Source organism: Paenibacillus sp. V4I7 (assembly GCF_030817275.1).
In the GTDB taxonomy this organism is placed as follows: Bacteria; Bacillota; Bacilli; order Paenibacillales; family NBRC-103111; genus Paenibacillus_E.
Window position 1 is genome coordinate 4,853,559 of sequence record NZ_JAUSZD010000002.1, and the last position, 26,002, is coordinate 4,879,560.

At 46.3% G+C, this 26,002-nt stretch carries 21 protein-coding genes and 2 pseudogenes; 7 read left to right on the top strand and 16 right to left on the bottom strand.

All coding sequences use genetic code 11. The features are described 5' to 3' along the window. Positions 1–115 precede the first annotated feature (115 nt). The 8 genes from QFZ80_RS23075 to QFZ80_RS23110 all read right to left on the bottom strand — a co-directional run bounded on the left by QFZ80_RS23075 (position 116) and on the right by QFZ80_RS23110 (position 9,663). A complete protein-coding gene (locus QFZ80_RS23075) occupies positions 116–2,377 on the bottom strand; it encodes an AraC family transcriptional regulator (protein WP_307561247.1) in 2,262 nt (753 codons plus the stop codon). Between the two features lie 419 nt (positions 2,378–2,796). Next, complete coding sequence (locus tag QFZ80_RS23080; RefSeq protein ID WP_307553781.1) at positions 2,797–3,852, bottom strand: ABC transporter substrate-binding protein; 1,056 nt, start codon at positions 3,850–3,852, stop codon at positions 2,797–2,799. An 83-nt stretch (positions 3,853–3,935) separates the two neighbouring features. After that, positions 3,936–4,229: a hypothetical protein gene (locus QFZ80_RS23085; protein ID WP_307553779.1), complete on the bottom strand. Its 294-nt coding sequence runs from the start codon at positions 4,227–4,229 to the stop codon at positions 3,936–3,938. Then, a complete protein-coding gene (locus QFZ80_RS23090; protein WP_307564361.1) occupies positions 4,207–5,112 on the bottom strand; it encodes a hypothetical protein in 906 nt (301 codons plus the stop codon). Before QFZ80_RS23090 ends, QFZ80_RS23085 begins: the two co-directional genes overlap by 23 nt. Then, complete coding sequence (gene yjfF, locus QFZ80_RS23095; RefSeq protein WP_307553775.1) at positions 5,022–5,984, bottom strand: galactofuranose ABC transporter, permease protein YjfF; 963 nt, start codon at positions 5,982–5,984, stop codon at positions 5,022–5,024. Before yjfF ends, QFZ80_RS23090 begins: the two co-directional genes overlap by 91 nt. After that, a complete protein-coding gene (locus tag QFZ80_RS23100) occupies positions 5,977–7,005 on the bottom strand; it encodes an ABC transporter permease (protein ID WP_307553772.1) in 1,029 nt (342 codons plus the stop codon). The genes yjfF and QFZ80_RS23100 overlap by 8 nt, the downstream gene beginning before the upstream one ends. 5 nt (positions 7,006–7,010) lie before the next feature. After that, complete coding sequence (locus QFZ80_RS23105) at positions 7,011–8,519, bottom strand: sugar ABC transporter ATP-binding protein (protein ID WP_307553770.1); 1,509 nt, start codon at positions 8,517–8,519, stop codon at positions 7,011–7,013. Positions 8,520–8,622: 103 nt separating this feature from the next. Next, positions 8,623–9,663 carry an ABC transporter substrate-binding protein gene (locus QFZ80_RS23110; RefSeq protein WP_307561250.1) on the bottom strand — a complete coding sequence of 347 codons (1,041 nt, stop codon included), beginning with the start codon at positions 9,661–9,663 and terminating at the stop codon, positions 8,623–8,625. Between the two features lie 256 nt (positions 9,664–9,919). Here QFZ80_RS23110 and QFZ80_RS23115 point away from each other — a divergent pair, with 256 nt between their 5' ends. The 3 genes from QFZ80_RS23115 to QFZ80_RS23125 are packed head-to-tail and all read left to right on the top strand — an operon-like array spanning position 9,920 to position 14,368. Continuing rightward, complete coding sequence (locus QFZ80_RS23115; RefSeq protein WP_307553766.1) at positions 9,920–11,734, top strand: sensor histidine kinase; 1,815 nt, start codon at positions 9,920–9,922, stop codon at positions 11,732–11,734. Continuing rightward, on the top strand, positions 11,731–13,380 hold the full coding sequence (locus QFZ80_RS23120; RefSeq protein WP_307561252.1) for a response regulator transcription factor: 1,650 nt from the start codon (positions 11,731–11,733) through the stop codon (positions 13,378–13,380). Before QFZ80_RS23115 ends, QFZ80_RS23120 begins: the two co-directional genes overlap by 4 nt. Next, positions 13,370–14,368 carry a sugar ABC transporter substrate-binding protein gene (locus QFZ80_RS23125; protein WP_307561254.1) on the top strand — a complete coding sequence of 333 codons (999 nt, stop codon included), beginning with the start codon at positions 13,370–13,372 and terminating at the stop codon, positions 14,366–14,368. Before QFZ80_RS23120 ends, QFZ80_RS23125 begins: the two co-directional genes overlap by 11 nt. 240 nt (positions 14,369–14,608) lie before the next feature. Here the strand turns inward: QFZ80_RS23125 and QFZ80_RS23130 are convergent, their stop codons facing one another. From QFZ80_RS23130 to QFZ80_RS39135, 3 genes and pseudogenes are all read right to left on the bottom strand, one after another. Then, complete coding sequence (locus QFZ80_RS23130; protein WP_307561256.1) at positions 14,609–15,196, bottom strand: DUF418 domain-containing protein; 588 nt, start codon at positions 15,194–15,196, stop codon at positions 14,609–14,611. Between the two features lie 109 nt (positions 15,197–15,305). Continuing rightward, positions 15,306–15,491, bottom strand: a complete 186-nt coding sequence (locus tag QFZ80_RS23135) for a hypothetical protein (protein ID WP_307561258.1) — start codon at positions 15,489–15,491, stop codon at positions 15,306–15,308. Positions 15,492–16,517: 1,026 nt separating this feature from the next. Continuing rightward, positions 16,518–16,778: pseudogene (locus tag QFZ80_RS39135) on the bottom strand (hypothetical protein); the annotation flags it as partial. A gap of 312 nt (positions 16,779–17,090) precedes the next feature. Between QFZ80_RS39135 and QFZ80_RS23145 the strand changes: the two are divergent. The 4 genes and pseudogenes from QFZ80_RS23145 (at position 17,091) to QFZ80_RS23160 (ending at position 19,625) form a co-directional block, all read left to right on the top strand. Continuing rightward, positions 17,091–17,908 (top strand): annotated as a pseudogene (locus QFZ80_RS23145) (NAD(P)/FAD-dependent oxidoreductase). A 31-nt stretch (positions 17,909–17,939) separates the two neighbouring features. Next, on the top strand, positions 17,940–18,257 hold the full coding sequence (locus QFZ80_RS23150) for a thioredoxin family protein (protein WP_307553757.1): 318 nt from the start codon (positions 17,940–17,942) through the stop codon (positions 18,255–18,257). Between the two features lie 89 nt (positions 18,258–18,346). Continuing rightward, positions 18,347–18,895, top strand: coding sequence for a pyridoxamine 5'-phosphate oxidase family protein (locus tag QFZ80_RS23155; RefSeq protein WP_307553756.1), 549 nt, complete (start codon positions 18,347–18,349; stop codon positions 18,893–18,895). A 250-nt stretch (positions 18,896–19,145) separates the two neighbouring features. Further along, positions 19,146–19,625: a DinB family protein gene (locus QFZ80_RS23160; protein WP_307553754.1), complete on the top strand. Its 480-nt coding sequence runs from the start codon at positions 19,146–19,148 to the stop codon at positions 19,623–19,625. Positions 19,626–19,943: 318 nt separating this feature from the next. Here QFZ80_RS23160 and QFZ80_RS23165 read toward each other — a convergent pair whose 3' ends face one another. From QFZ80_RS23165 to QFZ80_RS23185, 5 genes are all read right to left on the bottom strand, one after another. After that, entirely contained in the window at positions 19,944–20,303 is a 360-nt protein-coding gene (locus tag QFZ80_RS23165) for a hypothetical protein (RefSeq protein ID WP_307561262.1), read from the bottom strand. Positions 20,304–20,369: 66 nt separating this feature from the next. Continuing rightward, the gene (locus tag QFZ80_RS23170) at positions 20,370–20,780 is read right to left on the bottom strand and encodes a GNAT family N-acetyltransferase (protein ID WP_307553750.1); all 411 of its coding nucleotides are present in this window, start codon (positions 20,778–20,780) and stop codon (positions 20,370–20,372) included. A gap of 406 nt (positions 20,781–21,186) precedes the next feature. Beyond that, positions 21,187–23,619, bottom strand: coding sequence for a glycosyl hydrolase family 95 catalytic domain-containing protein (locus QFZ80_RS23175; protein ID WP_307561264.1), 2,433 nt, complete (start codon positions 23,617–23,619; stop codon positions 21,187–21,189). An 84-nt stretch (positions 23,620–23,703) separates the two neighbouring features. Then, on the bottom strand, positions 23,704–24,837 hold the full coding sequence (locus tag QFZ80_RS23180) for a glycoside hydrolase family 88/105 protein (protein WP_307564205.1): 1,134 nt from the start codon (positions 24,835–24,837) through the stop codon (positions 23,704–23,706). Positions 24,838–24,860: 23 nt separating this feature from the next. Then, entirely contained in the window at positions 24,861–26,000 is a 1,140-nt protein-coding gene (locus QFZ80_RS23185; protein ID WP_307553746.1) for an oligogalacturonate lyase family protein, read from the bottom strand. Positions 26,001–26,002: the final 2 nt, after the last annotated feature.

Consider the following 26,002-nt stretch of genomic DNA (forward strand, 5'->3'; position numbering starts at 1 on the left):
GAAAACGCTTGCAAATGCGTCTTGTAAACGGATTTCAAAAATTGCATATCTTCAAAAATTGCATCTTTACGAAAAAAAAACGGCTACCACGCTGTCTACAACGGGTAGCTTACTTTCATTTGTTTGAATCCCGGCATTGGCCCGGCGTAATGCCGACCACTTTTTTGAAGGAGCGAATAAAACTCGACGTATTCGAATAACCGACTTGCTGCGCGATCAATTCCAGCGTTTCATCTGAACTTCGAAGTAATACAAGGGATTTTTGGATACGAAGCTGATCGATATATTCCTTGAAATTTTGTCCCATCGTTTTCTTGAAGTGATAGCTGAAGCCCGAAATCGACATGCTAAAATGATCGGCAATTAGCTGCAGCGAAAATTCAGGACACATGCCATTTCCTTCAATGAACGCAAGAATGTCATTCTGTGAAGCGGTCCTAGAAGTTGGCTGTGAGCTTCGAATGAGATCGCAAAGCTTGCAGCAGCTTTCACGCATAATATCGATCATCTGCTCGATCGTGTATCGATGAAGGTAGGAGACGCTGGTCAATTGCAGCAAGCTTTGGTCGCCCTGCCGGAAACGCTGCAATCCGTTGAATATGACGATGATCGTGTTCAAATAAACAGCTCTGACCATATGCGGCGGCGTACCGTCGTGCCCGATATATGCGATGATGCGCTCCATAACCGATTCAACTGCGGAGACGTCGTTTTTTAAAATGAATAGCTCAAGTGATTGCAGTTGTTCTGCAAAATAGGAAACTGCGCTGGTTTGCTGGACTTCGATTTCGTCGAAAACAAGAACCGAGTATTGATTCCGGACCCGAAGATGCTCGGCAGCGCGAATGGCCTGCAAATAAGAGAGGTGAGCCCCTTCCGGGGATTGTCCCGGTGCTCCAATTCCGATCAGCGTACGTATGCCGATCCGTTCGAGCAGCTCCTGCTGAAGACCGCTGAGATACGCCTTCAATTGAAAATTCTGGTTATGGGAACCAACAAAGACGATCTCTTGATTATAAATGCTATTGAAGAAGTAACCTTGAAGATCTTCAGGCAATCTGTTCTCCTCCATCCGGCAATACTCAGCAACCGCTTCGATACCGCCTTCTTTTGTTTCACAAGAAAGGACAGCAACCGCAATATGAGAATAGTTGAAGCAAACTCCGTACGGATCGGCCTCCTTTTGAAATGCGTCCCATGTCGGGTAACGGTCGCATATCAGCTCGAACAACAGATTGTCACGTATGACGGGCAACGTGCTTTTTACCCTCTCGTCCAGCCTGCTGTTGGCGGAGGAAAGTTGATCCAGCGCATACCGTATCGTATCGAATTCATTCATTGTTCTCGGCTCTCTTAGCGTAAACAAGTTTTTAGCGAAATGAACCAAACCTTTGATCGGATGATAATTTTTACGGATAGAAACATAGATGACGATCACTTCGAGCAATAAAATCAGAATAAAAAGAACGACGGTGTTGCGCTGGATCAATCGGATATCTTGCAACGTTTCAGACACAGCCATCAGAGTGACATACTTCCAGCCGTTTTTATCCGATACTTCGTACGAAACGATAAAAGATTTGCCGTCGATCCGATATATACCTGATCCGGACCGACTCTCACCCAAGCCGGACACCAGATGTTTGAATTCACTCGAATTACTGTAAGAGGTTTCGTTTGAAGCGACCAAACGGTTTCCCTTCGGGTCAAAAATAAAGAAATCACCTGTAAAAGCTTCGGAAACCGACTTCATCAGCCGAATAATCGTTTCCTCTTTTACCATGATGAGCACTGTACCCGGTGAGTTGAGACCGCCTAATGGCAAAGGCGATAAGAACGTCAGCATTCGCGTCCGGTTATTGCCGGATATGATGACGTTTTCCGCCGGCCGAACCGTAGGTGAAGTCAAATTGGTCAATTCCTCGAACATGGTTTTATGCGGCCAATTTTCGTAATAATATCCGACTCCTGGACTTTCGAAATCCTCAATACTGTAGGCACTTCCTGTCTTGGCAAACAGAAAGCCGATGCTTTTAACATACAAGAAGGTGTTGTCGATGAATGCATCCGTCGCATTGTATTTCCGCATTTCGTTTGCAATGACGATTCTTTGATAATCATCATCCCCAGCCAAGTACAACTTGATCTCCTGGTTGTTCACTAGCTCTGAGGGAAGGTTGTACACATAACGGGTGAAAATATCCATCGAATTCATGAACTGTGCGGTGACATGAGCATTCCAGTCCATTTCCTTTTGCTTCACAACTTCCGTTGAATTCGGGTAATAGTAGAAAAGAATAACGATGACGGGAAACAGCAGCACCAATATATAGGAAATCAACAATTTGGCCAACAGGTTGAACCTGTTTTTTTTCATAAGTGTCCCCCTTCTGGAATACGCCTCGAAATGTAGTGTTTGAAGTAAACGGTTACATGATGAGATAAACCAATGTTTATGAGATCACCGACTTCCCATGGGCTTAGATATCCTTTGCTTTGAATTATAATTAAAAAAGGAAATATGTAAAGATAGAGATGCGATTGGGGAGGATTTATCATTTTGTGGAATAAGTGAACTTGTACTCAAACATTCATATATCTGTTGTTACTCAATTCTGCCCAATAGGTGAGCAAAGATGATTAGTCATTTAGAGTTAGTGAAGGGCCACCCCTCAAGTAAATTAATTACTTTTGGGACAGCCCTATTCATGTGTACTAGCTGAGAATCCAACTCGCCAAGGTCGTCAAATCGATAATGTTCCACTCTAACGTCGTTGTTCAAGTCGGCTGAACTTTTTAGTAACGTCTGGTGCCAATTTCTCTTGCAGCCGTCACTTCCGTAAATATACTTTCTGGTGTTACGATGCGCTTGGGCAGTGTTCGGCCATCTATCATCTCATTTACAGCTTGAATGAGATTGGGGCCTAACAGCGGATTGCATTCGACCACACTGTTAATTTTACCCTCCATCAGCTTCTCAAGTGCTTTCCGCGTACCATCCACCGAAACGATAACGATGTCTTTGCCAGGCCTTAAGCCGTACTCTTCTATGGCCTCTATCGCACCTAAAGCCATATCATCATTATGTGAAAATAGAACCCGAATACTCGTTCCTCTTGCTTGCAGGAAGGATCTCATGACCTCTTTCCCTTGTGTGACAGTGAAATCGGCATTAGCGCTTTCCAGAACTGCAAAATCAGTATTTTTTGTGATTACTTCATGAAACCCTTTGCCCCTAGCAATTGATGGCGTAGATCCTTCTGTTCCCTTCAATTCCACAATACCGATGGGACTGGGAATGTTAGCTAACTTATCTAGTACATACTTTCCTGCTTTACGACCCTCCTCATAAAAGTCGGAACCGATAAACGTGACGTATAGGGATGGATCCGATACTTCAACCAATCGATCAATAATGATGACGGGAATACCCGCTTGCTTGACTTCCTTCAGAATAGGCTCCCAGCCCTTTTCCACCACCGGCGCAATTGAAATTACATCGACTTTTTGCTTAATAAATGAACGCACAGCTTCAAATTGTCTCTCTTGAGATTGCTCTGCATTCTCGAATAAAAGGCTGATTTCGGATTCCTCTGCCGATTCTTTAATGGAAAGTGTGTTCGCTTTGCGCCAATCACTTTCCGAACCAAGTTGGGAAAAACCCAAGAGGATAGGACGCTTCTGTATATTAGTCTCCTTAAGCCCCGGAACCTGTTTTCCTTCTTCCCCATTCCTGCTATTCGCCGTCGTTTCCTTGATCAAATCACACCCCGTGGGAAGCACGAGAAAACAGATAACAATGATAAGCTTAGAAAGCAGCACCAATGATAAGCCCGGTTTTCTAAGATGCATTTTTATGGTCCAGCCCCCTTGGATTTAATCGATTTGAAAACGAGCCATATGTCTTTCTAATTGAGACGAGACCTGCTTCATTCTCATGGAGAGCTCCACAAGTATTCCCCGATAGATAATTGCGCCGAACAAAGCGCAGCGACTTGTAGCCGATGATTCCTCAGGGCGATTTGATTTGCAGCGGAATGAATTTCCCGCGCGGAAACGGCAGTTTCGACCGATGCTGTCGCCATACGGTCACTGGATTCAGTTACTTCTTTGCCCGTTTCCCTCATCTCGTTAACCAGTTGAACGATTTTTCGGATCATCAGATTGTAAGCTAGAGAGACTGGACCGATTTCATCTTTCTTTCCGTTAAAGGACAACCGTCCTGTCAAGTTGCCTTCCGACGCCGGAAGTGGCTTGACCAAGCGGGAATGTCAATTCATGAAGAATGAATTCCTGACGATTGCTCATTATTGGCTTGCCTGATTTGGTAGTTATAAGCGTTTCCGCTCCATCATTCAATTTGAGAGCGCTTACCATTGATTGTAGCACTTTAGAATCCATCTGAACAAGGAGGATGAAATCATGAGATCCGACATTGTTTTTATCCAGTAGTCTTCCGTAGGCGAAGAGAGGCTTCGGGGAATTCCCCAAATAGCCTCTCTCTTCTATTGACAGCCATACTGGTTTGCCGTCGGCACTTCGAATTTCTTCGAGCCAACCGGACTGAGTTACTTTCGTATCAAAACTCTCCCTTTCCGTAGAGATGGGGGGAATCGGATCTTCCAGAGGAAAGAGAGTGATGTCCCTAATACTCTGGTCGGATAACGCCAGTTGGTCCAAAAGTCCCCGGATCTCGGAGCTGCGCCTCTGAAGCTCATCCGCTCCAATGCCCGCGTTTGTGATTTGAAATAAATTTTCCGTAAAACTGCTGTTATTAAGGAGCTGATTGGATAAATCGATATAAAATTGTTGCTTCATCTGTTCAATGATCGCTGATTTGGCAATACTTGAAGAAAACAAGCCTAATCCCGTAACGGATGCCATAGAAAACAAAAGAAGATAAGGAATAATTTGGTTCCGATAGATTGACTGGGTTTTCTCAGCAGCATTCGTAATAAGCTCTTTAACTCTTTCATGAGGCTCTCCCCTGATGCAGACCCTGTTTTGAGTTTTCGCAACGCTTAGCGCCGGTGGACCCAGCTTCGTCCGCTGAACAGTCTTTGCAGTAAAATAAACATGAACAGAAGGATTCCAATAACGATTTTCGTCCACCAGGAACTTAGTGTACCCTCAAAGCTGATAATGGTTTGTATGACTCCTTGAATTAATACACCAAAGAAGGTTCCTACAATATAACCTACCCCGCCTGTCAGCAGCGTACCGCCGATGACCACTGCAGCAATAGCGTCCAACTCCATTCCCATCGCATGCAGCCCATAACCCGAAAGCATATAGAAGGTAAAGACTACACCTGCGAGAGCAGAACAAAATCCGCTGAACATGTAAACCGTCATTTTAGTTCGTCCTACCGGTAAACCCATCAATAAGGAAGATTGCTCGCTGCCGCCTAATGCATAGGTGTTACGGCCAAATCGAGTGTAATGTGCCATGTAGATGCCTAGAAATACAACCAGCATTGCTATTATCACGCTGATGGATATGAAGTTCTGGCCCGGCAAGTTCACCTTAGTCTGCGCCACACTGGTATAAAAAGCATTGTCAATCGTAATCGTGTTAATGCTTATGACGTAACAAAGTCCCCGAGCTAGGAACATCCCCGCTAAGGTAACGATGAACGGCTGAATCTTAAAATAATGAATAACCGCCCCCATCCCCCATCCGAAGAGAGATCCTATCGTCAGCACCAATGGAATCACCAGCTGCGGCGGCCACCCCGCTTGGACTAAGCTCGCGGAAACCATCGTTGTGAGCGCAATCATCGAACCGACTGATAAATCGATACCTCCGGAAACGATAACGAAGGTCATTCCAACAGCAGCAATCAATAGAAAAGCATTATCGATCAGCAGATTTAAGATTACCTGTAAGGAAAAGAAGCCTGTATATCGGAAAGAACCAATCGTAAACATAAGAGCAAACAGCCCGATAGTCACCAGAATCGGAATATATTGTCGCTTAAGCATGTTGTTTGACCTCACTTTCTGCTGGATAATGACGGGTCTTCCATCGAGAAATGAGCGTTTTACGGAACGATTCGGATTGAACCAGGCATACAATTAAAACGACGATTGCTTTTACTACAAGTGTAATCTCAGGCGGAACGCCGATCATATAAATTGTCGTCGTTAACGTTTGAATGATAAGCGCCCCAATCAAGGTGCCCATTAAGTAAAACCGTCCTCCGTTCAGGGAAGTGCCTCCAATAACTACCGCAAGAATGGCATCAAGCTCGTACCAAAGCCCTGCATTATTACCATCCGCGCTGGATACGTTTGAGCTAAGAATTAATCCGGCTATGCCGGCGCATAAACCGCAGAACATGTATACGGCAAACATGACCGTTTTTGATCGAATTCCGGCAAGGCGACTCGCCTCCGGCTTACAGCCAACCGATTCAATAAAGAGCCCCAGCGAAGTCTTTCTGGTTAGAATAGAGGCAACAAGAAAGAGCGCTGCCACTATAAAGATAGAAAACGGAAGCGTTGCTAACGAGCCCGAACCGATATATTTATACGGCTCATTGGAAACGGTTATGATCTGGCCGTCTGTGATGAGTTGTGCCACTCCACGCCCGGCGACCATCAGAATCAATGTGGCAATAATCGGTTGCATACCGATGCCTGCGACTAAGAATCCATTCCATACACCAAGTATGATGGACAGGACCAACGCAATCCCAATAGCAATGAGCACAAGGCTTATGGCATTCTGTCCATCGCCTTGACTTATGGTTAAACAGGCTATGGCTCCAGCGATGGCCACTACCGAACCGACCGACAAATCGATCCCCTTGGTGGCGATGACCAGCGTCATCCCGATTGCCACAATAATTAAGGGGGAGCCAAAATTTAGAATATCAATTAGACTCCCGTATAAATGTCCATCCCGCATGATAATGGAAAAGAATTCCGGAGCATATAATAAATTGAATAGTAACAGCGCGCCTAATACCGATAGCGGCCAAAATAAGTGATGCTTTAGCATGGTGTTCACCCTCCCGCAATCGCCGTCATGACATTTTTTTGGCTGATATCGTCGCCAATCATTTCTTGAACCTTGCGCCGGTCGCGAAGGACGACAATTCGGTCGCTAACCCGCAGCACTTCTTCTAATTCGGATGAGATAAATAAAACGGACATGCCTTTTTGAGCTAAGGATAAAACCAACCTCTGAATTTCTGCCTTGGCTCCGATATCGATTCCTCTTGTAGGTTCATCCAAGATCAACAGTTTGGGCTGAATCAACAGCCAACGGGCAAGCAGCACCTTCTGTTGGTTGCCCCCGCTTAAATTTTTAATAAGATGTTCAGGGTTAGGAGGATTAATGTTTAGCGTACGAATATACTGGTCCGCAATTTCATCCTGACGTTTTCGAGAGATCGTCTTGAACCAGCCTTGGGTTGCCTGCAGCGCCAAGATTATATTTTCCCTTACCGTCAAATCGTCAATAATGCCTTCTACCTTCCGGTTTTCGGAGCAAAAGGCGATGGATTGATCAATTGCATGTCTTGGCGTTTGTATAGCGCCTTTGGACCCGGACAGCTTTATTTCCCCTGAATCCGCCCGGTCAGCTGCAAAGATAAGTCTCGCAAGTTCAGTCCTCCCCGATCCCAAAAGTCCGGCAAGACCGACAACTTCTCCCCTATGAATGGTTAAGTCTATCGGTTCAATGGATCCTCTTTTCCCAAAATTGGTAGCCTGAAGCAAAACTTCGTCCTTCATTTGTTCCCCGCTGGAAATGTTCGGAATTTCCTCGAGAAGATGAATATCTTTCCCGATCATCTTAGATACCAGTTCTATGCGAGGAAGCTCTTTAGCCATATATTCCCCAATAAATTCTCCGTTACGGAGAATGGTTATTCGATCCGAAATGTCATAAACTTGATCTAAAAAATGCGTAACGAACAGGATGGCCAAGCCCTCACTCTTTAGTCTTGTCATCACCGAGAAAAGCTGTAAGACTTCGCCTCGATCCAGACTTGACGTCGGCTCGTCTAAAATAAGTACTTTAGCGGAAAAACTCAACGCTCTGGCAATTGCAATCAACTGTTGTACGGCAACCGAATATGTATGGAGAGGCTGCATCACATCGATTTCAAGGTTCATTCTTTTCTTCAGCAGTTCTTCGGCATTGCGATACATCTCTTTCCATACAATTCGTCCGAATTGGCGCGGTTCACGTCCGATATATATATTTTCCGCCACGGAAAGATTTAAGCAAAGATTAACCTCTTGATACACTGTACTGATACCGGCACTTTGAGCATCCTGCGGACTGCTTATTTTTATCGTCTTCTGAGCCAGATCAACGGTTCCCTGATCTATCGAATAGACACCTGTCAGCACTTTAATCAGTGTAGATTTACCCGCTCCGTTCTCACCCATCAATGCATGGACTTCCCCGGGAAACAATCGGAAATTAACGCCGGACAATGCCTTTACACCGGGAAACTGTTTGTGAATCCCTGTCATTTGCAAAATTGGCCGAATGTTATTCATACATTCACTCCTCTACCTTTAAGGAGAAAGCCGCTCCATGCCGTTAGCACCGGTTTGAGCGGCTTTCTCCTTTTATTTATATTACGAATGTATCAGGTTGTTATTAGTACTGGCGGTTCGGAAGTTCCCGCTTAGCATCCTCCGATGTAAATACGCCTTCCTTGGTTACGATCCTCTTAGGTAGCTGTTTGCTGGCTACAACATCACGTACCGCTTGCATCAATTGCGGTCCGAGCAATGGGTTACACTCTACGATAAAGTTGATTTTCCCTTCGCTTGCCGCAACGAAACCGTCCTTTACGCCGTCAATGGAGATGATGATGATGTCTTTACCTGGCTTTAATCCCGCCGCCTCGATCGCTTGAATTGCTCCGAGGGCCATATCATCGTTATGAGCATAAAGAACATCGATGTCCTTATGAGCCTTCAGGAATGCTTGCATAACTTCTTTACCTTTAGCACGAGTAAAGTCGCCTGTCTGGGAAGCAATTACTTTCAGATTTGCGTTGGATTTTATCACTTCTTCGAAGCCGGATTTCCGATCGTTCGCCGGTGCGGAGCCTGTTGTACCTTGCAGCTCCACGATATTTACTGGTTCCTTTGCGCCTTTATACGTGTCCACGAGCCACTTGCCTGCCCGGCGTCCTTCTTCAACAAAGTCAGAACCAATGAAAGTTTGATAAAGCGAAGTATCTTTGGAATCTACGGCACGGTCTGTTAAAATCACCGGAATCCCTGCATCTTTGGCTTCCTTCAGCACTGTATCCCAACCGGATTCAACAACCGGAGAGAACGAGATTACATCCACTTTTTGCTGGATAAATGTGCGAATCGCTTTTATTTGGTTTTCTTGTTTTTGCTGTGCGTCAGAGAATTTCAGGTCGAATCCCGCTTCTTTTGCCGAGTCTTGTACAGACTTCGTATTCGCCGATCTCCAGCCGCTCTCCGCGCCAACTTGGGAAAAGCCTAAGGTAATCTTCTTGTCTGCCGGAGTTGCCGCCGGGGCTTTCGTGGCACTCGTACTCTCTTTTGTCGCTTCCGGCTTGCTTGCATTAGTGGGGACTTTTTCCGTATTACTGCAAGCTACTGAGAATAATAGCATTGCCGAAGTTAAGAGCAACCCCATTGTTTTTCTTGGTTTCATGTGTTATTCCTCCCTTTATTTCACCATTTCGTGTTGGTGTGAATTGATTATAAGATTGTTACACCCTGGAGGTATACGGAGTATTATGAGGCATTATTATAAATTTTTGAGTATATACCAGTTTTGTATAGGATACCTTTGTTTTCTTTTTTTAAAGTTGCAGTTTTTTGTCTAATGATTGCGTTTTCATAAGTGATGCTTCATAATTTAATTGTTCCGATCACTCCATAAAGTAAGATGAAAGGTACTCTTTATCATGGTGCTTATTCGGAGAATTACTTCCAGCCTGCGTGCGAAGCTTCTGACCATGTTCGTTATTTTGACTTGTGTGCCACTGATATCCGTTGGTCTTATTTCTTATCAAAAATCGTTTAACACCGTATTTACCAACAGCAAATCAGCTACCATGCTGCTCGCCGATCAGTTGGCCAGGGATATTGATAACCTGTTTATGGATACAAGTAAGCTCCTTGAATTAGAAAAGAACCCGAAACTCCTCCATTTCCTATTCTCACAAAACGATACATACGAAGACTCAAAGGAAATTCTGAAAACAATGGCTTCCTATAGACAAACCTATCGGTATGAGAGTGTGCTGAACATAACCATGATCAATTTGTACGGGCGAGGAATTAGCGAACGAAAAGGCGTTTTCCAGTTAGACCGAAATCCGCTTCGCAACACATATTTCACCTATCTTATGCATCATCCGGATGATGTTCTGAATATTCCTTCTTCTGGCGTATCCGAATTAGAACGTTTGGACGGATTTCACTATAAAAATCATAATGTCATTTCCATCATTTCCACAGTCAAGCAGCGGGTGACTAATGAAGTGATTGGATTTATTATCATCGATTTGGATGACAGTATCGTGAAACGGTTCTGTGATAACGTAACGATTGGAAAAAATGGCTTCTTCTATGTTGTCGACGAATCGGGCAAACCCATCTTTAAACCGTCCCAAATGAGCGGCCTTACGAAATTGCCTAATGTCGAGCAACTATCGGCCATACTTGCCGGACCGGAAAACCATTTCATAGATGCATCGGAGGGGAAGCCCAGATTCGTCTTCGCCTCTCCCTCGAAATTGACGGGATGGAACATTGTCGGCCTGGTGCCTCTTCAAGAAATTGTAGAAGAAGCCAACTCCATTCGGCAGCTTATTATTATCAGTGTAGTGCTGAGTATTATATTCGCCTTCACACTTCATTACTTTGTATCGAATCGTCTAACCCGGCCGGTTAATATCTTAAAGAAAAAAATGCAGCTTGCCGCCTCTGGTTTTCTCGAAGCTAAAGTGACGCCGACAGGAACGGATGAGATCGCCGACCTTGGAAATAGCTTTAACATTATGCTTGGCAAAATTCGGATGCTGCTCGATCAGAGCATTAAGGAGCAGCAAGAAATGAAGAAGTCCGAGCTTCGTGCGCTGCAGGCACAAATCAACCCCCATTTCTTGTATAACACGTTGGATTCTATTCTATGGATGGCCGAGGCCGGCAAGAAGGAGCAGGTGATTCAGCTCGTAATTGCCCTGTCGCGACTTTTCCGGATCAGTTTGAGCAAAGGCAGGGATTGGATTCCCATAGAAAAGGAGCTTGAACATTTACAAAGCTATTTGACTATCCAACAAATTCGTTATCGGGATATATTGGATTATGAGATCTTCATAGATTCAAGCCTCTACGCGTTTCCAATATTGAAGATGACGCTGCAGCCAATTGTTGAGAATGCCCTTTATCACGGCCTTAAGAACAAACGGAGCAAAGGAATGATTCGCATATATAGCTACGCGGAAGAAAACAAACATATTTTGTTGAATGTGGAAGATAACGGAATTGGAATGTCGGAAGCTCGGCTGGAACAACTTCGTAACGGTTTGATGGAGCCGAATTTGCCGGAAATCACCGGAAATGAAGTATCAGGCGGTTTTGGGCTTCATAATGTACAACGGCGGCTTCGCTTGTATTATGGAGAATCATATGGCGTTCAAGTGTACAGCAAGGAAGGTGAAGGAACTACGGTTACCATTCGAATACCGATGAAGGATTGGAGTGAGTTCCAATGAAGAAAGTGCTGCTAGTCGACGACGAGATTTTAATTAGAGAGACGATAAGGGATTGTATCGATTGGGAAAAAGAGGGCTTTATTTACTGTGGGGATGCGCCCGATGGCGAAGTCGCTCTTCCGCTTATTGAGCAGGTTCAACCTGATATTATAATTACCGATATTTTAATGCCCTTCATGAACGGCCTGGAACTAAGCAGTATCGTGCGAAAAAAAATGCCTGATGTGAAAATCATCATATTAACCGGTCACGGAGAGTTCGAATATGCTAGAAGCGCCTTGCGTATGGGTGTGGAAGAATATTGTCTTAAACCGCTTAGTGCTGCGGAAATCATCACGATGCTCCAAGTAGTCAGCACGAAGATTGATAAAGAACGTGAAGAAAAAGCCCGAATTGAAAAACTGAAGCAAACGGAAAGCGATAAAGAGGTAATCTCGCAAGACAAGCTGCTGAATGACTTGTGCAGCGGCTTCATTATGACATCCGAGGCGATTCATCTCAGCACCTCACTTCATCTAAGTCTATTGGCCCATTACTATGTCGTCGCCATGATGGATATTCGTTATCCCGGTCCATCCTCTTCCATACAATCTGACACTTTACAAGAGAGTGAGCTGCTGTTGATTGATACATGCAGGAGCCTGCAGCAAAATAACCATCACTTAATGTTCCAACGAAGCCGCACGGAAACTGTTTGGATCCTTAAAGGAGATTCACTGGATCAGCTGCAGCAAGAGCTTCAGAGCTTTAAAGAAACTCAGCAGATGATATCGGAGGAATCATCCGGTATATCCGTTTCCGTGTCTGTCGGTATAGGAAGTGTCCAGGATCGTTTACAAAATGTCCATTTATCGTTCTTGGAGGCTGAAGAGGACATGCATTGGCGGAGGCTCTCACGGCAAAATCGGCATGCCCTCCGGGAAAGTTTTCCAGGCTTACTTGACCCGTCGCTTTTTCTGGATCGGGGTAAATTCGTCAATTTTCTAAAAATCGGCAGTCCTACGCAGTTAGAACCGTTCATCAAAGAATATGCTATTGCGCTAAAGGATATAAATTGGCATGCTGCAGCCATCGGTTATTACATCCTAAACGACTTAACACTGGAGGTATTTCGCTCCGCCAAAGATATGTATCGACATCTATCAGTTCCGGAAGAGACGCTTAACCGATTGCAGCAGCAGATCGGGACGATCCGTTCCTGGCAAGATACTTGTTTCTACTTAACCGAACTGACTGAGCAGTTCTGGTCCTGGCGCTCTCGGTTATACGATAAGTATGGGGAAATGCTAATTAAGGTGAAGGAATATATCCAGTGCAATTACGATAAAGACTCAATCTCCCTTCAGGTTGCAGCAGAGCATGTGGAGGTTAGTGCGAGCCACTTGAGCAAGGTTTTCAGCCAGGAAACTGGCCAAACTTTTATCGAATATTTAACGCAAACCCGTATTCGAAAAGCGATGGAGCTCCTCAAAACCACTTCTGCGAAGTCTTTTGAAATCGCCTATCAAGTCGGGTACAATGATGCTCACTACTTTTCCAATTTGTTTAAGAGAGTCACAGGAATGACGACCAAAGAATTCAGGAAAAATGGTTTGCATGATGCATCTCTGAGCCGTTCGGAAGGAGAACAACTGCGTGTGCTTTAGATACATGTTCATTCGAAATCTATTTTTACTGTTTCTTTTGGTATTCACCTTAGCCTCCTGTAAAGTGTCAGAACCTTCTAATGACCCTGCCTTCGATAGTTCGCCGCTTCAAGAAGCGACAAAAGCCTCGGATAAGGAACGTAAAGTCACAAGTACTTTCGGTATCCTGTATCCGATGGCGAATCCTTTTTACGAGATGATTACCGAACTTGTAGAGCAGGCTGCCGAGCCCCAGTCCATTAAACTGATTATCAAAGCACCGGATGAGATTAATTTGGAGCAGCAAATTCTGATGATGGAAACCATGATCAAGCAAAAGGTGGACGGCATCGCGATTAGCCCTATCGATCCGGTAGCACTTGCTCCAGTCATCAATAAAGCTGTCTCTCTCGGTATTCCGGTTATTTGCTTTGAAACCGATGTGCCGGCTAGCAAACGACTTTCTTATATCGGGACGGATTCTTACAATGAAGGCTACTTGATGGGAGCAATCATTAAGCGGTTTCTGAAAGGAAAAGGGATGATTATGGTGGAAGGCGGATTATCCAAAGCGTCCCAACAGAAGCGCCGATTAGAAGGAATGCTTCAATATTTAAAATGGAATACTGAAATTCAAGTGCTGGAGATTCGCTTCAACGAAGGACAAAGCGACCGTGATTTAAGCAACTTGGAGGAAATGATCGACCAACATCCCCATTTTGATGCATTAGTATCCTTAGACTTTATTTCCAGCTCTAATTCCATCCTCATATGGAAAGCGCAAGGTCTTAAACGTGATTCACTAACCTTCGGCATGTCACCTGAGGTTAAAGAAGCCTTGTTGAACGGTCAAATCACATCCGTCATTTCGGAAAACGAACACTTATGGGGCCAATGGATTATCCAACAATTGCTTCTGGCTTCTGAGGAAAAAAACGTTCCCGCCTTTATCGATACAGGGCTTCAGGAAGTGACACTTGCAGATTTGCCCCTTTCTAATATCCGTTAAGGCGCACTGCGTGCCGTTTACCCACACCTTTGAATAAGGGAGTATATTGGATTTGTTTGCGCCACTGCGACGAGGTGTATGTCCTCAATTTTATTAGCACTTCACACTTTTCAGCTTGAAAAAATTCGGCTGGCGTAGGCGGTGAACATAATGGAATATTAGATCAAGAATACCGGATCATCTCTTCGTTGAGAGTGGTCCGGTTTTCTTGTAGGAGTATATGGAAGGATATTAGCTTCGCTACTTTCGGTAAGTCAATCGGCGTAACAGCTTCTCGGCGGGGCCAGAGTAGTTAGCGCGCTGCATAAACTCGGCAATTATTATGAAGACAATCCATGTCAGCCAGGCGACAATGTCGCTGCTGAGTTGATTGCCGATAGCGCCTAGACCGCCAATTCCATCCGCAAATACGATAAAGAACACGATAGATTGGAAAATATAAAACGTTAACGATCGCTGGCCAAGAGCTGCGATAGCCATTGTCAGCTTGCTGCGTATTGTTCTTGGGCTCCCAGCGATAAATCCGATAAGAGCAGCCCAGCCGATTCCGCCAGCATAGCCGGTAACGGTATGTAAGGAACCTGCAATGGCTGTTGTTGCTTCTGAAGGGTAATTCCAATACAGCGAGGACATAAGCGCTAGCGGTATGCCGCCAAATGTGGACAGCGCAAGGCCAACAGCTGCCGTCCGCAAGGGGAGGCCGCGGTGTTGCTCCGGATGGTCCAGCAGCTTCTTACGACTTGCCCAGATGCCAAGTGCCATAGCCGGTATAACTTGATGCAGTAGAATCACACTGTAGGAAGCCCAGTAAAACGATCGAGTCAGCATGATATCCACGATGCCGGCTGAAGTAGCTATTTCTGTAGTTGCAGTAACTTGACTCCATTCATATTCACCGCGTGTAATCTCAAGGAACAGTTTACGTATAAAGGGCCAGTCATGCCCCTTCTCTTCTTGGCGGTGTAATAATTGGATGATTTAAAGTGGTTTCTTCGAGGATCAATAGATTCTGATTAGCATGAGCCAAGGCAATGATCAGCAGCATAAAGCCTCTGGCCAGATCCGGTGCTAGCTTGCGCTCGCTACTAGAGGATGGTGGATTACCTTTAGTGTGATTAGACATAGCGGCTATCTTCCTTCTATTAATTTATGAACTATACGTGTAATAGGTGAAGAGGTTCTCAAACATTAAGCCGAGCTGGTCGGGATGCGACTTCTCGCTGGAAGCGCCGAAGTCGGAACTGCTCTTCTTACCATTTGAGCTTTGCAATAACGTTGATTATAAAGGTCATCTCTAGATAACTTCATTATATTTACTACTTATTCGTACAGTTATTTCATCTTCCACCCTTTTAGTCGCACTCTTTGTTCCAAACTAATAAGGGGGATTGATTTCAACAATCTCTACGATCATATTAACGAAAACAAAAAAGGAGCCGCTATAAGGCACCCCCTGCACTATCGTTCTGCGTTAGTTTATCACTAATCGCCATTAATTCGGACTCGTTGGACCTTATTATCAGATAAAGCATCAAGCAACAGATGGAATGCTTTTTGATGTTCGACAACCATGAGGGACTTATAGTTTATCAAGTCAGTTACCAGTCCTTCCAGTCCTTCCAGTCCTTCTCCGCTGAACTCCGCGTTGGTACTATAAAAGTCACTGAGCTTTCTCAGATGTAAATAGCTATTCCAACGTTTATGGGATGCAAATATCGCTTCATGTAATTCTGCTTTTATTTCAAGTATCGAAACAAGACTGTTTTTATTAGTTTACAGCAAAATATCTAAGCCCATAAGGTTCCTCCCCTCGGAACTAAAATTACTTTACCATATTCCACTGTATCACTACACAAATCTGCCCAATAATTTAGCGTTGGCCACCACGCTCTACTGCCCGTTAATCGTTAAGGTCTCCACTTTTCCTGCCATCCGTCGGGAATGAGATAATGTTCTTGTCATTGGGTTTTGACAAGAACATTATCCCATAAAACAAAAAAGCCGCGATTTACGCGGCCCTTAATGAGATAAAGTTCTTGTCACCCGACACCACCAGGTAAACCGGATTGTCGTAAATGCGCAAGCGGGAGAGATCGCCATCCGCGAGCACGCGGCCGAAGGAAGCGGCCACCTCCGCTCCGATGCCGGATCATCCCTCTCGTAAAGGAGTGGATTCCAAGCGATAACCCAAATCAGATTCCGCGATGCATAGAATCATCGATCCATACGACAGCGCACGGTTCAGCCCCTCGAGATAGGCGGGATCCACGGACTCATGTGCCACGATACGAAGCATGTGCCCCCTCAACCGTTTCAGATCATCCAATTCTTCCGCCGACGGAACGCCCAGATAGTTAAGGTTGTGAATGGTCAACCATTGTTCCAGCCAACCCAGCTTGTCCAGTCGGTCTTCGGTATAACCTCTGCCTCTTCATTTATGATAATCGCATTTCATAAAATTGTCCCATATTATCGTGCCTCAACTCCTTTTCTTTTATGTGGGCGTCTCCATAGTAACAACCAAAATATTATTTATCTGGTTACTTGCCAACCATCACGGTTCATGTTATAGTATGACTCGTAACCATCGTTATGTAAATTAATAGTTACAATAATGAGGAAGGAATTCGTTGGCCCTACTATACCGGATGGAAAATACGGTGAATCCAGAACTTCGCTGTTAATTTTGTTATCCTGTTTATTCGAAAGAGGAATTCACATTATGTATAACGCAATCGTTATAGGAACAGGACCTGCAGGATTAACCGCCGCTACGGAATTATGGGACCGGAACTCATGGGCTAACATGCGCAAGCAAGCAGAGCGCTTTGGTTTCGTACAGGTTGGGTCAACAGCGTCGATTTATCCATTCGTCCATTTAAGCTGACGTTTGAAGGCGGAGAAGAGCTTGTAACCCAAACATTGGCACTTCGACTGGTGCTTCGGCTAAATATATGGGTATTCCCGGCGAGAAAGATAATATAAGGCGTGGCGTGAGCACCTGTGCATCTTGCGACGGTTTCTTCTTCCGCGGGAAAAAGATCATCGTTGTAGGCGGTGGCGACTCCGCCATGGAGGAAGCGCATTTCCTTACGAAATTTGCTTCCGAGGTACGTGTTGTCAATCGCCGCGAGGAGCTTAGAGCTTTGATAATTATGCAGGACTGTGCTCGAAATAACAGTAAAATTACGTGGAGCTTGAACAAAACGCCGCTTGAGGTAGTAGCAGGCAGCAACGGAGTAAACGGCTTTAAAGTAAGTAATACTACGACTGGTGAGGAAGAAATCATCGAGACGGATGGCATTTTCGTCACAATCGGTCACACGCCGAATACGAAAATCCTAAACGGACAATTGGAACTTGATGAAGTCGGTTATGTAGTGGTTAAACCGAGCACTTCCGAAACAAACATCCCTAGCGTGTGTTTGCATGTGGAGATATCAAGGATAACAAATATCGTCAGCGATTACGGCGGCGGGTAGCGGCACAATGGCAGCTATCGATGTCGAGAAATTTTTGGAGCATAACGAAAACCATTAATTCACAATATATTGAGATGGGATCGATAACCATGGAACGTATTCAAACACAACAGCAATTTCAAGAGAAAATCAACGGTGAAGGCTACACGATTATGAAATTCGATGCGACTTGGTGTCATGATTGTAAAAATTTAGAGCGATTTATCGGTGACATTATAAACGAACATTCGGATAAGCAATTCTATGCGGTTGATTCCGAGCAATTCGAAGAGCTTACCGAAAAATATGACGTCAGAGGAATTCCCAGCTTGCTGGTATTTAAGAATGGGGAGAAATTAGCGCATCTGCACAGCAAATTTGCAAAGACCCCTGCACAAATCCGAGAGTATTTGGATACGATCAATTGATTCGTAACATCTATTTCACAACATCTAATCCAATAAGGAACGTTTATTCTTATTTACCAAACCCCACTAATTGAAAGGCGATGAATACGATGTTTCCACTTCGCAATGTGAAACGAAGCTCGACGGATACCGACAAAATCCAGCTCTTTCTTAAACAAGCCCAGATTGGATTTCTCGGCCTATCTTCAGAAGATGTCCCCTATGTCATTCCACTCAACTTTTCTTGGCTGAACAACGCCATTTATTTTCATGGGGCGGAAGAAGGAAGAAAAATAACTTATATCGAGCAAAACCCACGAGCCTGTTTCACCATCAGCGAAAATTACGGAACCATCACGAGTCCGATACCCGCCAAAACGGATACCGCCTTTATGAGTGTCATCATCGAAGGCAACTTGGAACGCGTAACCGATTTAGACGAAGCGACAGCCGCTATGCAGGTCATGCTGGACAAATATGTGCCAGGCTATTATGATCGGCCGCTGGGGCGGACTCATTTGGATCGATACGTTTCCCCGCTAGGTAGTAGAACCGCCATCTTTAAATTAAGCACGGTCTCCTTGACGGCCAAAGAGAAAGAAGAAATCCCGGATCGCATGTTCTATGAAGGTAGAAGCGTTCAGAACGACAGGGCGTAACTCCTCTGTTCAAAGAACCGCCCGAGATAACAACGGTTGATACGGGGAAATCAGATTTCGGTCGCGGGTCTTTGTCGATATTCTAGTTAATGCCCTCCTAACCAAAAGCCGGATGAATCGGTGCACAGCTTGATCCGGCACGACGGTTACCCTACCTGTTAGAAGAAGTAAATACGTATAACGGCAAGAACGCATGTATTTTTAGGTATAGCGGTACATTTAAATCATAAACAATCGAGGAGCGATACAAATGAAAACAACTATTTTCGAAGAATTGATCAATATTAGAGCACAAACACTACAAGCATTGGAAGGCCTAACTGAGGAACTCGCGGATCGCATTCCCGCTGGTTTCCGCAATAATATCCGTTGGCACCTTGGTCACATCTATTTCGTTACGGATTACTTGGCGCTATCGCAACTGAATATCCCGCTTCATCTGCCAGAAGGGTTTACTGATCGGTTCGTTTCCGGAAAGTCGCCGTTGGACACGTACCCTGCTTCGCTTCCTAATCCGACATTACCAGAACTGAAAACCCTGCTGACAGAACAGCTGGATAGAATTCGCAAGCAGTATCCGATGGACCGCCTGAACGATAATGTAACTGCGATTAATACGTCCACGGGACTCGCTCTAGTAACTCCAGAGCAATCACTTCGTTATAACCTGTACCATGAAGGATTGCACTTCGGAATCCTTTCCACTTATAAAAGATTATTGTCCCAATAATAGCAAAAGCGAAAAATAGCCTCTCATTGAGAGGTTCCTGATAAAATTCGTCGGAATAGAAAAAGGTACAATCACTTCCAAAGAAGAAGCGATTGTACCTTTTTTTCTATTTGTTTTCCTTTGATCCGGCTGACCGACAAGGGAAAGCTGAAAGGCGATTATTACGATGTTCCCCCTTTCCAACATGAAACTCGACTGATACCAACAAAATCGGATTAGCACTATCGTGATGCAGCTCGTTGTTTTGATCATCCTAGCAATCTTACACCTTCTAGTTGACCCTTCCTGATTTTGCAGACAATCGAAGCAGCATTAATACTATTGAATCTGAAAATTTCCTATTTGTTGGTGCTTCAAGTAATAATAGTAAAGAGTACGAAACCGAAGTATCATTGGTATGCCATACCAAGCCTTGAATGCCCCAGAAGCTATTTGTATGGAGTTTCCAGAACCAACTAACGCGTCCTTGAAATTAATTTCAAACGTACTCGATCGAGACGTAGATGGTGTGTTTGAAGCAACTGTATCTTCTTGACCTAGAGCTGTGTAGGCAGAAGCACCTGTTTTTTTAACTTTAATCTTGCTCTTCAATTCAGTTAGAGTGCCTGCCTGTATGGAATAAGATTTAAAGGTAAGGGTAGCTGCAGCGGCATGTTCAGCCAAAACCCCATCGAACATGCTGTATCAATACACACACTTGTATGTACATCTCCACACGTTTCTGTTAGCGTAATACCCCATGTTTTAAATTAATTTTTTAGTCATAATGATTTCCATGGGCTCATTCTCGAGCAATAAACATCCCGCATCCCGATATCCTAAATTTCTGTAGAAGTGCTGTGCCTCTTCATTAGCCAGAGTGGACGTCATAACAAGTTTAAAGCCATTTTGTTTCATTTCATCTTCCCATATGAGGACACTTTGCTTTCCTAATCCCTTGCCTCGATATTGTTCGTCGATCCATATCATATTCATGAATGGCGTGTTATCCCAGAAATATCCGTATCTCATCCATCCAATTTCACTCTCATCTTGGTTCCTTAGTATGTATATTTCATTTCTCTTTATTTTTGGCAATATTAAGTTCTCTAAAATATGATGGTCATGTTCTCGTATGTATCCATAGTCTGAAGCAGTTGCAGGAACCATCTTCATCTTTATTCCGCCCCCCTTGATGCAAGGGTAACAACTAATCCATCTTTTGTAAATAAGATTATAGGGATATAAGAAAAGCCTTCGGCGCGTAACCGAAGGCTGGTAATACCATATAGACCGATTTAAAATGGCAGGAAGCCAGTCCCCAAATGTGATAAAACCACCGCACCTTATTCCATATTCTTTTGAGGAAGCCTATGTTTTCTTAGGAATTGGTTTTGCGTCATTCCCCCGCGAAAAAAGGCCGTAAGGAATCCCTTACGACCTGACTTTTCCCCATTTCCTTTTCGCAAAAAATATTCAACAATTGTTAAGAAGTTTGCCGAGGAGAACTCAAAAAGGGCTTTCATGGGACCAGGTATCCACTATCCATGAAGGGGTGTTCACGTAAACCATGAATATGAATTTACTGCTTGCAGCTGCAATGTTCCGTCTCGATGATGACCGATGGCGCTCCGCTCTTCATCTGCACCGTATAGTACGAAGGCCCGAGCGGTGAAGGCTGCGCTTCCTGAGCGGATATCGTGCAGGAGCTCACCCAATCGGGCAGCTTGACGACCATATCCGTGTCTCTGTCCGCAATCAACTCGGTGCGAAACAAGCCGGCCTCCCTGTCCCACTCCATGGAAACCCTGCCGGTATGGAACCTCCACTCGGCTAATCGCCCGCGTTTCCAACGCCCAGGCAGCGCTGGGAGTAGCTTGACGAGGCTCGGCGCTGTTTGCAGGAGCATCTCCTGAACGGCATTCACCCAGCCTAGATTGGCATCGAGCTGAACCGGGGCCGTAGGCATGTTCATGGAAACCCCCATCCCCCGCCAGTCGTTGTGCAGCGTGAACAGGTTGGGCAGCAAACTCGACCTGGACAATACATCCAGACAATCTAGGGCGCTGTCACCGTCGCCAAGCCGGGCATAAATAGCGGCCATATGAGCAAGCGACCAACCGCTTTGCGCCCCGATCTCACGTTTGCGCACCGCCGTTTCGAACGCTCCGAACAAGTCTGGATCGCTCTCTTGCGTCACTTCATGCCCGGGAAACACAGGATATAGATGGGACAGATGGCGATGAGCGTAACGATCCTCGAAAGCAGGATGAATCCACTCACAGACGGCACCATCCTTATTTATCCGATAGGCAGGCAGACGGTCCAGCATCTTATTCCAGCTCCGTGTTTCCTCAGGATCGCCGCCGATTGCCCGGTTCGCTTCGATCAGATGGTGCAGCAACTCCTTCAGGATGGCTATATCCATCGTTGCATTAATCGCTGTGGGCATTGGGTGAGCCAATGGCTTGCCATCAGTCGGCATGAAGTTCGACGGTGTATTCTCAGGCGATACAGAAGGATATATCTTATATAGCCCATCCTCGTCCGTCACAAGGAAGTCCTCATAAAATTGCAAAGCCTCCCGCATAAACGGTATTGCTGTTTCTTGCAGAAACTGCAGGTCGCCGGTAAATCGATAATGCTCGTCATAATGGCGGGCAAGCCAACCGGCTGCTCCGATCCAGTTGAGGATCACCGGCACGATCTGGTTCGGCACGCCAATACCCGCTGTAGTTCCAGCAGGAATATAAATGCCTCGGCAGCCGTAAAGCTTGCGGGCATTTTCGCGAAAGTCGTCCATCAGTCCCTCATAATAACGGAACAAGGATGCCGTCAATTTGCCCAGACCGCCGACGTGCGCGTGCCAGTACATCATTTGGATATTTTCATTGGCCATGTTATGGCTCCATACAAGCCGGTAATCCCCTCCCCATAGTCCATAAAGACCGAAGGGCTCGGCTTGCTCATCAGCGGCCGTACCGCTCAGGAACAAATACCTGCCTAACGCCCACATCTTACGTACTAGCGCCAAAGGAGCTTCTCCCTGATACGCATCCAACAACAGTCGTTCATTGGAACGAGAATCCAGCTGTGCGTCGTCCAGTTCCAGAGAAGCGGAGCGGTACAGAGGCCGATGCAGCGCTATGTGACGCTGCAGCAGCCTTTCGTAGGTGGCTGCTGCTGCAAGTTCGGCCAGTTCAAGTTTCAACCGGGCCCAATCCCTAGACCTTTCGCCGTGAACAAACACCTTTACCAGTACAAGTACACGGCGGGTCCTATCGAAACGGATTAGGCCTTCCTTCGTTTCGACGTGGCCCCCTTGCGGAATGATTCGGAGAACCGCACCGAAATCCGTGCCATCGTCGTTCGTTGCGGCATACCAGGCAAAAGCTTCGTCGGAGCCGGTTTCCACCGATTTCTCCAGTTCCTTGAACTCCGGCGCATCCGCCCAGCGATCGCTTGGGTGAAGTATCAGACCGATCTCGCCCGTTACAAGTCCATCGCCGCTGCCTTCAATCTCATAAATAACCGCATCGTCGGCACGAGAGACGAACAGCTTTCGCCCAAAGCGGCAAGCGCCGTCTGTCCAGCAGACGGTTACTTCGCCGCTGTCCATTTCCAGCGTCCGGCTGTATTCGCGAAAGGCGCTGCCGCATGGCATAATCAGCTTGATCGCAGCCAACGGAAACCGAGAAGCAAGACGTGTCCCATAGCCATGCCCTTTCAACGCATCAGCCAGCTGCCAGCTGGCTTCGGCATAGCGTTCCTCATCCATGAGCTCCCGGGTCCGGGAAAGTGTGCCGCTCACATCCGGCAATTCATCCTTGTGCCCCCAATGCCATAGCTGAGCATGATTGAGCAGCACCGTCTCTTGCTCCACGCCGCCAAATACGGACGCGCCTAATACGCCATTGCCGGAGGGAAGCGCTTCGCGCCACATATTCCGCCACCAGGATGCGGGGTAATTCATACTAAGCCTATCCCCGTGTTGTTGGTTTATTTGCTCCGGCATCTGTTTCAAGTCTCCTTCGATAAACTCCAGCTTTTTAGCCGTCCTGTCCCATCTAGTCCTGCACGCACCTGATGTGGAGTCGTTCTATATCCCGCGCAACCGCTCGATTTCGATGCTTGCCAGCAGCAGCGGTGCTACGCCCATCAGCACATCGCTGACGATCGCTTCGCTTATATAGTAGTCAAACGAGCCGTCACGATATTTACGTCCGCCAAGCCCTGCCCCATGACAAATGCCATGCAGGTGCACACCCTTTTCATCCTCCGTAACAAAACGCTGCAGGATGCCTTCGTACGCGCGTTCCACGACCCGCCGGTCGATCTCAGCCAGATAGCGTAGCCGAATACCCTTGGCTAACGCATACGTAAGCATGCAGGAGCCCGATGCCTCCAAATAGTTGCCCTCACGGCCGTTGCAATCCATCACCTGAGCCCACACTCCGCTCTCCTGGTCCTGGACGCGCACTACCGCATTCGCCATCCGCTCGAAGATGCCCATAAGCTGTCCGCGCTTCGGATGACGGACTGGAAAATACTCAAGCGCATCAACGAGTGCCATCGCATACCAACCCATCGCACGTCCCCAGACATGCCTGGAGCGCCCTGATCTGTTATCGCACCAGCGCTGCTCCCCGCTCTCATCCCAGGCATGATGCAGCAGTCCTGTCTGCGTGTTTCGCGTGCGCCCTTCAATCAGCAGCAGCTGATGCGCAGCTTCATCGAACCAATCGCTTTCATCGAACGTCCAGGCGTACTCGGCCATGTAAGGTGAAGACATGTACAGGCCGTCCAGCCACATTTGATACGGATATATTTTCTTATGCCAGAACCCGCCCTCATTTGTCCGCGGTTGACCGGTCAGCTGGTCGGCAAGCAGCCGAGCGGCCTTCTCGTACTTCGCCTCGCCCGTTTCTCGCCACAGCCGCAGCAGGTTTTTACCTTTATTAATATGATCGAGATTGTAATCCTCCAAAGTATAGCCCTGAATCGAGCCATCCTCTTGGATAAATACATCCATTTGGCGCTTAACGAACTCATGGTACTTGGCCTGACCGGCCCAATCACCGAGTTGGCCGATGGCCGTCAGCGCCATGCCGGCAACATATCCCCACTTATTTGCGATATGCGGATGCAATCCGCCTTGGCTCAACGACAGGATTGTCTCGGCAACCTTGATAGACATAAGCTCAGTGTTATTGATGATTGTTGCTGTTTGCATCTTCACTTCACTTTCCTCCCTGTCTACACTGTGAATTGCGGCAAAACTCTGAAATCATTCGGAAGCTCAACCAGATACAGATTCCCATAGCCATTCTTGTCGCTGGTGAACAGCAGCCGCTTGCCTTCCGAATCAAACCGCGGGTGAGCATGCACCTTCTGCGAGTGGAAGCTGCAGCGCAGCTCGCACAGCATACGCGGGCCTTCATACACGCCGCCGATTTTGCGCCAAAGGCTCAGTGTCTTCACAGCGCCCTTGCCGTCCACGATCGCCTGCCCCAAGCCATCCGCGTATCCATGCCATGTATCGAAGGCGAACTCTGTCTCCTCCATTCCTGTATTGTCATAATGGATGCTGCCGAAGAAGTTGGTGCCGTTCAAGCGGAAGCCGTGATAGCCGATTGTTACTCCATCTGGGTAAAAAAACTCATGGCCCACCTTTTCTTCGGGCTCAAGCCGTTCTCGAATTTTCCATGCTACTCCAGTGCGTAAATCCAGACCCCATATTCGGTGATCGACTAGATGCCACGGCCCTTCATGGCAAAACGTCATGAGCCAAGGCTCCTTTGGAGATGTATTGATATGGGTAATAAACCGATTCGCCTCATACACCTTCTCTGCGCCGCCTTCATGGGCATCGATGCGTACGATCATGCTGTGAGGAGCAGCCTCCATCAGCTCCCGGTGGCCGACATAGCCGTTACCCAGATCAAGACGGATGCGATGTGACAAATCCTCCTGTACGCAGGTCATGACGAACAAGCCGTCGGCTGTCGCGCTCGCATTGCCAAGATGATAACCCTCCGGAGCTTCATAGCGAAGCTCCTCCTCCAGCGAATTCAGGTCTAGCCGAACGAGACAGCGCCCGACTTTGATGAACGCTGCGCTGCCGTCTGGCAGCAGACAAGCGTCTAGAAAATCGTTGTCAGGGTAATCCGTCAGTTGGGTCATAAGTCCACTTTCTATGTGCATACTATACAGATTGGTGCTGTTTCCCCTATCCGAAATGAACAACAAACGCTGTCCTTCGTCATACCAACCGCTCTCGGTAAAATATAAATGATGACTATGTGCTTTATAATCGGTCAATTGAGTGACTTCAAGCCCTGTCAGCCTATCGATGTATGACTTTCTTTCTGAGGGCCATATTGTTCCTTTAGCCATGC

Bases quoted from the DNA above. Each gene is read 5' to 3' on its own strand.
- QFZ80_RS23075 (WP_307561247.1), bottom strand. From the start codon at position 2,377: ATGAAAAAAAACAGGTTCAACCTGTTGGCCAAATTGTTGATTTCCTAT.
- QFZ80_RS23080 (WP_307553781.1), bottom strand. From the start codon at position 3,852: ATGCATCTTAGAAAACCGGGCTTATCATTGGTGCTGCTTTCTAAGCTT.
- yjfF (WP_307553775.1), bottom strand. From the start codon at position 5,984: ATGCTTAAGCGACAATATATTCCGATTCTGGTGACTATCGGGCTGTTT.
- QFZ80_RS23100 (WP_307553772.1), bottom strand. From the start codon at position 7,005: ATGCTAAAGCATCACTTATTTTGGCCGCTATCGGTATTAGGCGCGCTG.
- QFZ80_RS23105 (WP_307553770.1), bottom strand. From the start codon at position 8,519: ATGAATAACATTCGGCCAATTTTGCAAATGACAGGGATTCACAAACAG.
- QFZ80_RS23110 (WP_307561250.1), bottom strand. From the start codon at position 9,663: ATGAAACCAAGAAAAACAATGGGGTTGCTCTTAACTTCGGCAATGCTA.
- QFZ80_RS23115 (WP_307553766.1), top strand. From the start codon at position 9,920: ATGGTGCTTATTCGGAGAATTACTTCCAGCCTGCGTGCGAAGCTTCTG.
- QFZ80_RS23120 (WP_307561252.1), top strand. From the start codon at position 11,731: ATGAAGAAAGTGCTGCTAGTCGACGACGAGATTTTAATTAGAGAGACG.
- QFZ80_RS23130 (WP_307561256.1), bottom strand. From the start codon at position 15,196: ATGCTGACTCGATCGTTTTACTGGGCTTCCTACAGTGTGATTCTACTG.
- QFZ80_RS23135 (WP_307561258.1), bottom strand. From the start codon at position 15,491: ATGTCTAATCACACTAAAGGTAATCCACCATCCTCTAGTAGCGAGCGC.
- QFZ80_RS23150 (WP_307553757.1), top strand. From the start codon at position 17,940: ATGGAACGTATTCAAACACAACAGCAATTTCAAGAGAAAATCAACGGT.
- QFZ80_RS23155 (WP_307553756.1), top strand. From the start codon at position 18,347: ATGTTTCCACTTCGCAATGTGAAACGAAGCTCGACGGATACCGACAAA.
- QFZ80_RS23160 (WP_307553754.1), top strand. From the start codon at position 19,146: ATGAAAACAACTATTTTCGAAGAATTGATCAATATTAGAGCACAAACA.
- QFZ80_RS23165 (WP_307561262.1), bottom strand. From the start codon at position 20,303: ATGTTCGATGGGGTTTTGGCTGAACATGCCGCTGCAGCTACCCTTACC.
- QFZ80_RS23170 (WP_307553750.1), bottom strand. From the start codon at position 20,780: ATGAAGATGGTTCCTGCAACTGCTTCAGACTATGGATACATACGAGAA.
- QFZ80_RS23175 (WP_307561264.1), bottom strand. From the start codon at position 23,619: ATGCCGGAGCAAATAAACCAACAACACGGGGATAGGCTTAGTATGAAT.
- QFZ80_RS23180 (WP_307564205.1), bottom strand. From the start codon at position 24,837: ATGCAAACAGCAACAATCATCAATAACACTGAGCTTATGTCTATCAAG.
- QFZ80_RS23185 (WP_307553746.1), bottom strand. From the start codon at position 26,000: ATGGCTAAAGGAACAATATGGCCCTCAGAAAGAAAGTCATACATCGAT.